This is a genomic window from Marinobacter sp. LV10R520-4 (genome assembly GCF_002563815.1).
Taxonomy (GTDB): domain Bacteria; phylum Pseudomonadota; class Gammaproteobacteria; order Pseudomonadales; family Oleiphilaceae; genus Marinobacter.
Map to the genome: position 1 here is coordinate 1,294,395 of NZ_PDJM01000001.1, position 12,339 is coordinate 1,306,733.

Consider the following 12,339-nt stretch of genomic DNA (forward strand, 5'->3'; position numbering starts at 1 on the left):
TCCCGAGTGCTTTACTAATTGCGACCCAACTGCGCGATCATATCGTCAAGCAAGGCCACCACTTCTTCGGAACTGTGATTCAGGCTCCCCACCAAACGGGTAGACGTCTCGTCGTAACGGTCGCTATTCAACTTACCGCTATAGAACGACTGCGCCGCTTCGTAAAGTTCCCGGCCCACTTTGTGTACCTGCGGATGAACCTGATTAATCAGGGTGTCAGCACCTTTCAAACCGCGCGCACCCGCGGCTTTCTGACTGATCAGGAACTCGCCAAGACGGCACTGGGTGTGATCACGTATTTCTGAGGCCGAAATCGCCGGTTCGTTGAATATCGCAAAGCGGATAATTTTGTCTACCCACACCACGTGGTCATGCTTGGCAGTCGCCAGCGCCATCTGCGGTGAATTTGCCTGCAAATACTCGAACCCGGCATCATTATTATGGCGCAGCGGCGCAATAGTGCTCACCAGCTCCTGAAAAATACGGCCCAGCGCCGCAGAGTCCTCCGAGTTAGCACTGACCTGGCACGCCATATCCCCGGAAACCTGGCTTTGCTCTTCCGCCGCTGAAGCGATGGAAGAAGCTAGGTCAACGTTCTGAACCGACGACTCTCGGGCCCTACGAATAACTTCAGCCACCCGCTCGCGGCTCTGCCCGGACAGCTGTACAGCTTCAACCGAATTTGCCAGGCGCGCCTGAACACTTTCGGAACCAGAAATAATGTCGCTCACAATGCCATTGATTTCACTGGCGGCACCAGAGCTGCGCGACGCCAACTGGCGCACTTCATCGGCAACCACGGCAAAACCGCGGCCCACATCGCCGGCCCGGGCCGCTTCGATGGCCGCGTTCAACGCCAACAGGTTGGTCTGGTCAGAAATTTCATTAACGACGTTGGTCAGCGACTCAATTCGTTTGGTTTGCGCGGCCAGTGCTTTCATTTCTTCATTAGCTCGGGTCAGCACCGTATCGACCTCGGCCAGCTTGGCCTCCATGTCGTCCAATGCCTCTGTAGACTCCTTTGTGTAGTTGTTCACACTGGAGGCCTGCTGCAGAACATCCTGCCCCAGACTGCCCACTTCCACCGCGCTGGCAGACATTTCTTCAATGGCCGCCGACAGTGTCTGGATTTTTTCTACTAAACCGTTGATGCGATGATCAAATTCCAGCGCGCCCTGGCCCAGAGTGGATACGTGTTGTGCCACAGAGACCATGCTATTGGCGATGCCAAGTTCATTACGCTCCGTCGCGCCCATATACTCAACCAGCGGCGCCAGCCATTGTGGGTAGGTATCCGGGGCTCCGTCATCAATCACTGCTTGAAGTGCCTTTCGAGCCTGGTTTTGTGTAAGAAACATAGGTGTACTCCTTTTGTCAGCTTTTCAAAGAATCTTTGCAGAATAACGTTTTTTGAGCGCTATTCTGGCTTTAAATTTGTGTCTCTGTTATCGACAGGTACAAATATTTCTTGAATCTACAACGCTCAATATTACGCCTTTTAACAAAGGTTTAAGGCCACCGCGGCATGACGCCACATTCGGCGCAGTCAATCCGGTACTATCCCAGGCTGACACCCATACGGAGTTCGCTTTGACAGGTCCAGATCATACACCCCAACAGACTAAGACCGCCGCTGCCCGCGAGTGGCAGGCATTCTGGCTGGCCGTCGGATTTTTAACCCGCATACCCATGCTGGTATCGATTGATTATTCCCAAAAACTGATGAACCAGTGCAGCGTGTACTTTCCACTGGTTGGTTTGTTGCTGGGCGCTTTATACGCCGGGTTGTTTGCGCTGTTGGGGCTGCTCTGCAGTCCGCTGGTCAGCATTCTGCTGGTGCTGTGTTTTCATCTTTTCATTACCGGCGCTTTTCACGAAGACGGGCTGGCCGATAGCGTGGACGCGTTTGGCGGCGGCTATACCGTTGCAAAGCGTCTGGAAATCATGAAAGACAGCCGCATTGGCACCTATGGCACAGTAGCACTGGTGCTGGCGTTAGCGCTTAAGGCCGCCCTGCTGGTGGAAAGCCATCACATCATGCTGGCGCTGCTTCTGGCACCGGCTATCAGTCGGCAAACGCCACTTTTGTTGATGTCATTCCTGAATTACGTGACCGATCCCGACAAAAGCAAAAGCAAACCGGTGGCCGAAGGCTTTTCCCGCCGGCGGCTCGGGTACAGCAGTGGGTTTACCCTGCTGGTGGCATTGGTGTTCAGCGCCTGGCTGCCAGGCTTATGGCTGCTGGCACCGGTGGCAGTGATTGGGGTTGCTCTGCTGTGGGGCTGGTATCTGAAGCGCCAGCTAGGCGGCTATACCGGGGATGCACTGGGGGCCAGCGTGGTGTTTTGTGAGCTGTTGGTACTGCTGCTGATTTAACCACCAGTAGTTTGGCGTTACTGCAGTTGTTTGCGGTAACGCCACTCTGTCTTTTAACGGTCAATGCGGGATATTTTAGTACCTTCAATACTCAGCCCCGCCATCAGGCCCTGCTGGCTGTAAATAAACGCATAAGCATCGTCTTTCAGGGACGAGGTCGACAGGTTTCTAGCCACGCCTTCGTCAACCAGAACGACAGTCGGACCAACACCAATTTCCCAGCCGTTGGTTTTCTCAAGGTAGGCCACGGCGGAATCTGTCATCAGAAACACGGCGTAAGCGTAGGTCTGTGCTCCGGCCTGCAAACCCCAGGAACCGGTGATGGAATTGTAGTAATCAGTCACGGCCGAGCCTTTCAATAACACGCCTTCGCCATAGCTGCCGCCAAAGACCAGGCCGGCTTTTACGATATTGGGGAACACCAAAATACCTTTGGCACTTTTCGATAAAGTTTCAGCCACCGGATGAACTTTATATAGCGTATCCAACGACTGCATTGCATTGCGGTCAAGATCTTCAGCGCTTGCCGCCAGCGCCGGATTCGCAACGGTCATTGCCATGGCGGACGTTAGCGCGAATACAAATCCAAAAAAGGTTTTACCTAAACGATTCATGACACAGTCCTCCTGAGTGTTCACCAAACTATAGATCTGTTGGCTGAAAACTTACCGTTAAAGCTGGGACACATTGCCTTAACCATCGATTGACTCGCTTTAACTATCGATTGAATAAGAGGCTATTCGCGACAATTGACTGTAAGGTAGGCCGGTTTCTTCATGCCAGGCATTGAACGCCTCCTGCACCTGATACAGGCCTTTTTTACTGCTTGTTGATGCATCTAAAAGCTTGGCCTGGCGCAGCACCTGAATAACATCGTTGGACATAATAAAGCCGTCCCAGCCCACCCGGCGCAGAAAATACTGGGCGCTGTTACCACCCAGGCGCGAACCCTGGCGCTTTAACCACAGCAGCAATCCGGCCTGGTCAGACGACGGCCACTGGCGCAGAAAAGCACCAAAACTGCCGTGCTCGTGGACTGTGTCCATAATCATGCGGGCGTTTTCCGGCACCGTGCGGATTTTTTGCAGGTTGCGCACGATGCGTTCGTCCATGGCCAGTGCCTCTAGAACGTCCGGCGGCACCTGCTGCCAGTAGGCTGGTACGAAGCCGTGAAAGGCGGCTTCAAAATCCGGCCATTTTTTGTCGATCACCCGCCATACAAAACCCGCCTTGAACACACAACAGGTGATTTCTGCCAAATAACGGTCGTCACTGCGCTGTTCCAGCGCGCTGGCCGGCGGCGGCGTGGGTAACCAGGCGTTTAACTCTTCAACGCCGCCTTTGCGCGCAATCGCGCGCTCATGAATTTCTGCAAAGCGCATGGCATCTTGTCTTTTAGGGTGTGGATGGGTTGCTGGAAATTAATAATGCATTCGCACAATAGTGACCCGACTCAATTCCGATTTTCCATTTCTCAACTACCTTGAAGGTTAACGATCCGGAAATCGTGGCCCCACCTGGCTGGGCAAGGCTAAAACGTTCGCAGCCAGGATCGGGATCTTTCATTGGCTCTATTTATAGCTGTCGGTGTGGATAAAGGAGAAATGCTGTGAACAATAAAAACAACCCCCCGAAAACCCCTTCTGACGATTCGTCAGATCCTGTAAATAGCTCGCCAACTGGCTCTCCAGACCTCTCTCCAAATAATTCTCCAAATAACTCTTCAGACAATCCGGAACACGATCTGGCAACGCGGTTTCCTACCGCCTACACCATTTTGTTTCTGCTAATTATATTTGTTGCTGCGTTGACCTGGATTATACCTGCTGGCCAATACGACCGGGTGATGAACGAAGAGGTCGGCCGCGAGGTAGCTGTGCCTGGCACCTACAAGGTTGTTGAGGCCAACCCTCAGGGTTTCGTGGACATAATGCTCGCGCCCACAGCCGGGTTTTATGATCCGGACAGCTATGTGGCCAACGCTATAGATGTTGCCCTGTTCGTCATTTTCCTGGGTGGCTTTCTGGGTGTAATGAATGCCACCGGCGCCATTGATACCGGCATACGCAGCGCCATGCGCCACCTTAAGGGCCATGAAATCTGGATGATTCCGATACTAATGACCCTGTTTGCCATCGGCGGCACAACCTACGGCATGGCCGAAGAGACCCTGGCGTTCTATGCCATTCTGATCCCGGTGATGATGGCCGCCGGATACGACGCTGTCACCGGGGTCGCCATTATTCTGGTGGGGTCCGGTATCGGCGTGCTGGGTTCCACCATCAACCCGTTTGCCACAGTCATCGCCGCCAATGCAGCCGGCATTCCATTTACCGATGGCATTGTCGTGCGTTTTATTCTGTTGATTGGCGGGCTGCTTATCTGTACCGCTTATGTCATGCGGTACGCAATACGCGTCAAAGCGGATCCATCCCGCTCTGTTGTGGCCAAACAATGGGACGCTCACCGCCGGCTCTTCCTCAGCAAGCAAAGTGAGGGAGTTGATGATTCCACACTCAACAAGACCCAGATCGTCGCCCTGCTGATTTTCGCTGCAACCTTTGTGTTTATGATTTGGGGTGTGTCTTCGCAGGGTTGGTGGATGGCCCGCATGGGCGCGCTGTTTTTTGGTTCGGCCATTGTGATCGGTATTGTTGCCCGCCTTGGCGAGAAAAAACTGACCGGCAGCTTTGTCGATGGCGCCCGTGACCTTCTGGGTGTTGCGCTGGTGGTCGGGCTGGCCCGCGGCATCGTGGTCATTATGGACCAGGGCATGATTGCCGACACCATTCTGCACAGCGCCGAAAACTCGTTGGGCGGGCTGCCCGAGCTTGCGTTTATCAACCTGATGTTCTGGATTGAAGTGGGCATGAGTTTCTTTGTGCCATCGTCTTCAGGCCTGGCCGTGTTGTCTATGCCGATTCTTGCACCGCTGGCGGACTTCGCCAATGTCGGGCGCGACCTGGTTGTGACCGCTTTCCAATCCGCCAACGGTCTGGTCAACCTGATCAACCCCACCTTCGCCGTTGTCGTTGGCGGCCTGGCCATTGCGCGGGTGTCTTACGACCGCTGGCTCGTGTTTATCTGGCCCTTGTTGCTGATTCTTACAATTTTCATTTCGGTGGTCATCAGTGCTGCGGCATTGCTTTGACATCTTTCGAAGTAATGACGAAGCCATACACATTGGAGATTAACCATGTCTGAACTAACACTTGGCGTGCATTCTGAAGCCGGAACACTGCGGCAGGTTATTGTCTGCCGCCCTGGCCTTGCCCACCGCAGGCTCACACCGTCTAACTGTGACGATCTGCTATTTGACGACGTGTTCTGGGTGAAACAGGCTCAGAAAGATCATGACGTATTTTCCGAGCTTATGCGGTCACGGGGTATTGAGGTTTTAGACGTCAACGAGTTATTGGCAGAAACCTTAGACATACCCGAAGCCCGCAAATGGATTCTCGATCATCGAATCACCTGGAACGATATCGGCGTCGGAATGATTTCGGACCTTCGTGCCTGGATGGACGAACTGCCAGGCGCAAAACTCTCCGAATACCTGATTGGCGGACTGGAAGTGGCCGATTTGCCCTTTAACCCAACCGGTCTTTTTGGCAACCACCTGGGGCATTACGGCTTCGTGCTACCACCGCTGCCCAACTATTTGTTCACCCGCGATAACAGCGCCTGGATTTACGGCGGTGTTGTTCTCAACCCCATGTACTGGGCCGCGCGGAAACCCGAAACCCTGCTGATGGCCGGCATTTATCGTTTCCATCCGAAGTTTGCCGGCAAAGCAGACGTGCTTTGGGGCGACCCTACCAAGAACCATGGCCTGGCAACGCTCGAAGGCGGCGACATCATGCCCGTGGGCAATGGCACCGTACTGGTGGGCATGGGCGAGCGCTCATCACCTCAAGCCGTAGGACAATTAGCCAACGCTTTGTTTGAAAAAGGCACCGCGGAGCGGGTGATTGCCTGCCAGATCCCAAAATCCCGCACAGCCATGCATCTGGACACCATATTTACCTTCTGCGGCGGCAATGTGGTTACAGCGTTCAAGGAAGTAGCGGACGAAGTGATCTGCTATGACTTGCGCGCCGGTGAGGGCAAAACACACCTGTCTTTCCGCCAGGATTCACGGCCGCTGTTTGATGTGGTGGCAGAGGTTCTGGGCTACAAATCCCTGGAAGTGGTGCCCACCGGTGGCGACGACCCCGCCGAGCGCGAGCGTGAGCAGTGGAACGATGGCAACAACGTACTGGCCATAAGCCCGGGCGTGGTGATTGGCTACGACCGGAACGACGACACCAACGCAGCCCTTAAAGCGGCGGGTATTGAAGTGCTGGCCATTCCAGGTGCTGAACTGGGCCGTGGCCGGGGCGGCGGACGCTGCATGAGCTGCCCCACGATTCGTGACGCTATCTAATCGAACCTGACCGCACCTGCACCCAAGAGGACAAAGAATATGGCTTTTAATCTGAAGAATCGCCACTTCCTGACCCTGCGGGATTTCTCCCCGCAGGAGATCAGCTTTCTGCTTAAGCTGTCGACCGATCTGAAAGCGGCAAAATACGCCGGCACCGAGGTACCGCAGCTTATCGGCAAGGAAATCGCGCTTATATTTGAAAAGAACTCCACCCGCACACGAGTTGGGTTCGAAGTGGCCGCTTACGATCAGGGCGCCAGAGTGACCTATTTAGGGCCCTCTGGCACCCACATCGGGCACAAGGAGTCGGTAAAAGACACGGCTCGGGTATTGGGCCGGGTTTACGATGCCATCGAATACCGCGGTTTTGGTCAGAAGATTGTCGAGGAGTTGGCAGAGTTTGCCGGTGTACCGGTTTATAACGGTCTGACCGACGAGTTCCACCCGACGCAGATTCTTGCGGACTTTTTGACCATGCAGGAGCATGTTGAGAAGCCGCTGCACCAGGTGGCCTATGCGTTTCTGGGCGACGCCGCCAACAACATGGGCGACAGCCTGCTGATTGGTGGTGCCAAAATGGGCATGGATGTGCGCTTGTGTGCACCCAAAATCTGCTGGCCGCAGCAATCCATTCAGGACGAAGCCCAGGCGATTGCAAAGGAAACCGGCGCCCGCATTACCCTTACCGAAGATGTAGATACAGCCGTGACCGGGGTCGACTTTGTTTACACCGACGTTTGGGTGTCTATGGGCGAGCCAAAAGAAAAGTGGGGTGAGCGCATAAAACTGTTAATGCCCTATCAGGTGAACGCGGCGGTGATGGAAAAAACCGGCAACCCCCGTGCCCGCTTCATGCATTGCCTGCCGGCGTTCCACAATACCGACACCATCGTGGGTAAGGAAATTCAGGCAGAGTTCGGAATCAGTGCCATGGAGGTCACCGACGAGGTGTTTGAAAGCCCTGCATCGATTGTTTTCGACCAGGCAGAAAACCGCATGCACACCATTAAAGCGGTCTTGGTAGCCACTCTCGGGGCCTGATTCCGGCGCGGAATGCTGATAAAGGACACACATTATGCTGATTGTTGCAGCTCTGGGCGGTAACGCCCTTTTGAAACGCGGCGAACCACTGACCGCCGAAGCCCAGCGCACCAATGTTCGAACAGCAGCCTTATCGCTGGCCGAACTGGTGCGCGCCGGGCACCAGCTGGTAATTACCCACGGTAACGGCCCCCAAGTGGGTTTGTTGGCTTTGCAGGGCGCCGCCTATAAGCCGGAAGAAGCTTATCCGCTGGATGTTCTGGGGGCCGAGACCGGTGGTATGATCGGCTACATGATTGAGCAGGAGCTGGAAAATGCTCTGGGTCATGATCGCCCGGTGGCAACCCTGCTTACCCAGGTTGTTGTAGATCCGAACGATCCCGCTTTTGCCAATCCGACCAAATTTATTGGCCCGGTGTACGATAAGGCAGAAGCGGAATCCCGCGCCGCGGCCGCCGGCTGGCATATCGCAGCCGATGGCGACAAATGGCGCAGGGTAGTGCCCTCCCCTGCACCCAAAGAAATTCCGGATATGCGCGTACTGAAACTATTGCTGGATCAGGAGGTGGTCATAATCTGTACCGGGGGTGGCGGCATTCCAGTGCTGCGCCGTAACGACGGCAGCATGACCGGTGTAGAAGCGGTTATCGACAAAGATGCCGCCAGTGCTTTGCTGGCGAGGGAGTTGGGCGCCGACGCGCTGCTATTGCTGACCGACGTGGATGCTGTTTATCGTGACTTTGGTAAACCCACTGCCGCTCCGGTTCGCACCGTTACACCGGCCCAGGCAAGAACACTGGACGTTCCCGCCGGGTCCATGGGGCCGAAAGTAACGGCGGCCTGCGACTTTGCGGATACCGGAGGCATCAGTGGCATTGGCCGGTTAGAAGATGCGCTTGCCATTCTTGAAGCGCGCGCGGGCACACTCATCACAGGATCATCCACTCACAACCCTTAACGTTTCAGGCGCTTCGCCATGTTGAATCAAGCTGTTCCGGGCTCAGGTCAGGGTAGCCCGGAGCCTAAGTCTGTTACTGATCATCTCGCAAATGGCGAACTTGACGGAGAGGTAGTCGGCATTCGCGGTGGCGTTGTTGACGTTCTTTTTCCGCAAGACTCTCCGCGTATTCACGATTTGCTTTACGCCGGCAATCTGGCGCTGGAGGTCACGTCCTTACTGGAAAGCGGCGCCGTGCGCTGTATGGCGCTGGCCCCGGTGCGCGGGCTGGGCCTGGGTGTTTCTGTGCGTGCTACCGGAGCACCCATCCTGGTCCCGGTCGGAGACGCTGTTTTGGGCCGCATGCTGAACGTCTTCGGCGAGCCCATTGATAACAGACCTGCTCCTGCCACCGACATTCGCCGTTCTATTCACCAGCCGCCACCGGCGCTGGAAGACCGCGTGGTGCACAGCGATATTCTGGCAACCGGCATCAAGGCCATTGATCTGCTGTCGCCTATCGAGCGCGGCGGTAAAACCGGGTTGTTTGGCGGCGCCGGTGTGGGCAAAACTGTGCTGATCACCGAGCTGATTAACAACACCGTGCAGGAATACGAGGGCGTCAGCCTGTTTTGCGGCATTGGCGAACGCTCCCGTGAAGCCGAAGAACTCTACCGGGAAATGGGCGACGCCGGCGTGCGCGACAAAACCGTGATGGTGTTCGGGCAGATGAATGAGGCTCCCGGTGTGCGCTTTCTGGTGGGCAAAACAGCGCTCACCATGGCCGAATATTTCCGTGACGATAAGAAGCAGGACGTTTTGCTGCTGATCGACAACATTTTCCGCTTTGTTCAGGCAGGCTCGGAAGTGTCCGGTTTGATGGGCCGTATGCCGTCACGGGTGGGCTACCAACCCACACTGGCCACCGAACTGGCCACCTTGGAGGAGCGCATCACCTCCACCCGCAACGGTTCCATCACCTCTATTCAGGCGGTATACGTGCCGGCGGATGACTTCACTGACCCGGCCGCTGCACGTATTTTTTCGCACCTGTCCGCTTCGGTGGTGCTGTCGCGCAAGCGCGCCAGCGAGGGATTGTACCCGGCCGTCGACCCTCTTGCCTCGGCTTCTGTGATGCTGACGCCGGCGGTTGTCGGCCAGCGCCACTACGACATCGCCCGCGCGGTGCGGCGTACCCTGGCCGATTATGAGGACTTGCGAGACATTATTTCCATGCTGGGTATGGAAGAACTGTCGGCCGCCGATCGCGCCGTCGTGGCGCGGGCGCGACGTTTGGAGCGCTATCTGACCCAGCCGTTTTTCACTATTGGTTCGGTCGACGGCGCCAACGGCAGGCGAGTGCCCATCAAAGACACGCTGAACGACTGCGAAACGATACTCAACCAGACTGAATTCAACGATAACGAAAGCGACTATTACATGATTGGCTCGCTGAAAGATTTGGCGTCATCGTCATGAGCCTGGCAAACGTGATGACGGTTACGCTAAGGCTACCTACCCGCACTCTGTTCGAAGGCCGCGCACAGCGGCTGTTTGCCACCGCCGTCAACGGTGCCTTTGGCATGCTGCCCAACCATACCGACTTTGTCACCACGCTGGTGCCGTCGGTGCTGATTCTAACGGACGAAACCGGTGAAGAGCTGTTTTTTGGCATCGACGAGGGCCTGCTGGTGAAAACCGGCCATCAGATAGACATCGCCATTCGCCGGGGTGTTCAGGGCGACAGTCTGGACACCCTGAACGACACCATACAAACGGCCTTTGTGGAGGTAGATGAAGAAGAGCGGGTAGCCCGGTCAGCGCTATCACGCCTCGAAGCCAACATTGTTCGACGCTTTGGCGACTTACGGAAGCCCGCGCTATGAGCAGCCGCAAAGACCGTTCTGCCGACGACATCCGCCGCAGCACTGAACGGCTGCAGCGCGCCCGCAAACAGCCTGGGGCCAGCCCATTAAGAGGCATCGGCGCCTTTGGCATGATTGGCTGGTCGGTAGCGGTACCTGCCGTTGCGGGGGCGTTTCTGGGGTTATGGCTGAACAAGGTAGCGCCGCAGAATTTTTCCTGGCCCATCGCCCTGATTCTGGGGGGTATTGTGGTGGGCGCCATGATCGCCTGGAACTGGATTGACAAAGAAACCCCAAAAGCCGGCGGCGATGATAACCACACAGACGCCAACGAAGGAGACAAACATGACGGTTGACTGGTCAGCTGTATTGTTGGGATTGGCCGTAGGTGTGGCCGTCAGCAGCCTGTTTTTTGTCGGGCTGGTCTGGGGTATGAAACGCGCTCTGCGTTCGCGCCAGCCCGAAGCCCTGTTATTGCTCAGCGCAACCGTGCGCATCGCCATGCTGCTGGGCGTCGGTTTCTGGCTTGCCACCAGCAGTGCCACAGCCTGGCCCATGGCCGGTTTCGCCCTGGCATTTCTGTTAGTGCGTATGGTCGTAGTGCTCTGGGTCAGAAACCGGGAAACCATAACTTTGCCGGAACAGGGGGGCACGTAATGCAATTTTCACCGGACAACATCATTGTGCTCACCCTCGGTGGCTGGGGCCTGAACGCGACCATCGTGAATACCTGGGTCGTGATGGCGCTGCTGGTGGGCATTTCCTGGTTCGTTACTCGCAACCTGCGCGCCGACGTACCCCCCGACCGCCTGCGTACTGCGCTGGAAGTGATCGTAAAACTGATTCAGGGCCAGATTGAGGAAATCACCCAGAATTCAGCCCGCCACGTGATGTACTTCGCTGGCACTCTGTTTCTGTTTATTGCGTTGTCGAATCTGATGCTGGTGATTCCCGGCTTTTCACCGCCCACCTCGTCGTTGTCGACCACCATGGCCCTGGCGCTGTCGGTGCTGGTCGCTGTTCCGGTGTTCAGCATTGCCAGCGGCGGCGTAAAAAGCTACCTGCGAACCTTTATTGAACCCTCTGTCATCATGCTGCCATTCAACATCATCAGCGAATTTTCCCGTGGTATCTCGCTGGCTATCCGCCTTTACGGAAACGTGATGAGCGGGGCCGTTATTGCCGCCATTCTACTGACCGTCGCACCATTTTTCTTCCCAGTGCTGATGGACATGCTGGGCCTTCTCACCGGCATGATCCAGGCCTACATCTTCGCCATTCTGGCCACCGTCTATATTTCCTCTGCTACCGCGGAAAAAGAGCACACAATATCACCCAAAAAAACACAGCCGCCGTCCCACAACGAGGAACAATCATGACCGATCTTGCCATTATCGCGGCAATCTCTATTTTTACCGCCGGTTTCACCATAGCGATTGGCTGCATAGGGCCGTCCCTGGCTGAAGGGCGTGCGGCCGCGGCCGCTATTGCCGCCATTGCCCAGCAGCCAGACGCTGCGCCTACTCTGTCCCGTACCCTGTTCGTCAGCCTGGCGATGATTGAATCCACCGCCATTTACTGTTTTGTGGTGGCGATGATTCTTATCTTCGCCAACCCGTTTTGGGACGCTGCTTTACAGGCCGTGGCGGCAACCGCCAGCTAGCCTGCCATTTGGCTGATTCACCCAACAGGTC

At 55.9% G+C, this 12,339-nt stretch carries 14 protein-coding genes; 11 read left to right on the plus strand and 3 right to left on the minus strand.

Annotated features, from left to right (window positions below; genetic code table 11):
- Positions 1-14: 14 nt before the first annotated feature.
- Entirely contained in the window at positions 15-1,358 is a 1,344-nt protein-coding gene (locus tag ATG98_RS06100; RefSeq protein WP_098422406.1) for a methyl-accepting chemotaxis protein, read from the minus strand.
- Positions 1,359-1,590: 232 nt separating this feature from the next.
- Here ATG98_RS06100 and cobS point away from each other — a divergent pair, with 232 nt between their 5' ends.
- On the plus strand, positions 1,591-2,376 hold the full coding sequence (gene cobS / locus ATG98_RS06105) for an adenosylcobinamide-GDP ribazoletransferase (RefSeq protein WP_098422407.1): 786 nt from the start codon (positions 1,591-1,593) through the stop codon (positions 2,374-2,376).
- 53 nt (positions 2,377-2,429) lie between these two features.
- Here cobS and ATG98_RS06110 read toward each other — a convergent pair whose 3' ends face one another.
- Both ATG98_RS06110 and ATG98_RS06115 read right to left on the minus strand, forming a co-directional pair.
- Positions 2,430-2,936, minus strand: a complete 507-nt coding sequence (locus tag ATG98_RS06110) for a lipid-binding SYLF domain-containing protein (RefSeq protein ID WP_228706254.1) — start codon at positions 2,934-2,936, stop codon at positions 2,430-2,432.
- Positions 2,937-3,089: 153 nt separating this feature from the next.
- Positions 3,090-3,758, minus strand: a complete 669-nt coding sequence (locus ATG98_RS06115; protein WP_098422409.1) for a DNA-3-methyladenine glycosylase I — start codon at positions 3,756-3,758, stop codon at positions 3,090-3,092.
- A 227-nt stretch (positions 3,759-3,985) separates the two neighbouring features.
- On the opposite strand from ATG98_RS06115, the gene ATG98_RS06120 reads away from it, so the two are divergent.
- The 10 genes from ATG98_RS06120 to ATG98_RS06165 are packed head-to-tail and all read left to right on the plus strand — an operon-like array spanning position 3,986 to position 12,308.
- On the plus strand, positions 3,986-5,527 hold the full coding sequence (locus ATG98_RS06120; RefSeq protein WP_098422410.1) for a YfcC family protein: 1,542 nt from the start codon (positions 3,986-3,988) through the stop codon (positions 5,525-5,527).
- Positions 5,528-5,572: 45 nt separating this feature from the next.
- Complete coding sequence (locus tag ATG98_RS06125) at positions 5,573-6,802, plus strand: arginine deiminase (protein WP_098422411.1); 1,230 nt, start codon at positions 5,573-5,575, stop codon at positions 6,800-6,802.
- 39 nt (positions 6,803-6,841) lie between these two features.
- Positions 6,842-7,843 carry an ornithine carbamoyltransferase gene (locus ATG98_RS06130; protein ID WP_098419997.1) on the plus strand — a complete coding sequence of 334 codons (1,002 nt, stop codon included), beginning with the start codon at positions 6,842-6,844 and terminating at the stop codon, positions 7,841-7,843.
- A gap of 34 nt (positions 7,844-7,877) precedes the next feature.
- Positions 7,878-8,801, plus strand: coding sequence for a carbamate kinase (gene arcC / locus ATG98_RS06135; RefSeq protein ID WP_098419999.1), 924 nt, complete (start codon positions 7,878-7,880; stop codon positions 8,799-8,801).
- 18 nt (positions 8,802-8,819) lie between these two features.
- Positions 8,820-10,259, plus strand: coding sequence for a F0F1 ATP synthase subunit beta (gene atpD / locus ATG98_RS06140; RefSeq protein WP_098422412.1), 1,440 nt, complete (start codon positions 8,820-8,822; stop codon positions 10,257-10,259).
- Complete coding sequence (locus tag ATG98_RS06145; protein WP_098422413.1) at positions 10,256-10,666, plus strand: ATPase; 411 nt, start codon at positions 10,256-10,258, stop codon at positions 10,664-10,666. Before atpD ends, ATG98_RS06145 begins: the two co-directional genes overlap by 4 nt.
- Positions 10,663-11,001: an AtpZ/AtpI family protein gene (locus tag ATG98_RS06150; RefSeq protein ID WP_098422414.1), complete on the plus strand. Its 339-nt coding sequence runs from the start codon at positions 10,663-10,665 to the stop codon at positions 10,999-11,001. Before ATG98_RS06145 ends, ATG98_RS06150 begins: the two co-directional genes overlap by 4 nt.
- A complete protein-coding gene (locus ATG98_RS06155) occupies positions 10,991-11,302 on the plus strand; it encodes an ATP synthase subunit I (protein WP_098422415.1) in 312 nt (103 codons plus the stop codon). The genes ATG98_RS06150 and ATG98_RS06155 overlap by 11 nt, the downstream gene beginning before the upstream one ends.
- Positions 11,302-12,024: a F0F1 ATP synthase subunit A gene (locus ATG98_RS06160; protein ID WP_098422416.1), complete on the plus strand. Its 723-nt coding sequence runs from the start codon at positions 11,302-11,304 to the stop codon at positions 12,022-12,024. Before ATG98_RS06155 ends, ATG98_RS06160 begins: the two co-directional genes overlap by 1 nt.
- Entirely contained in the window at positions 12,021-12,308 is a 288-nt protein-coding gene (locus ATG98_RS06165; RefSeq protein WP_098420008.1) for a F0F1 ATP synthase subunit C, read from the plus strand. Before ATG98_RS06160 ends, ATG98_RS06165 begins: the two co-directional genes overlap by 4 nt.
- Positions 12,309-12,339: the final 31 nt, after the last annotated feature.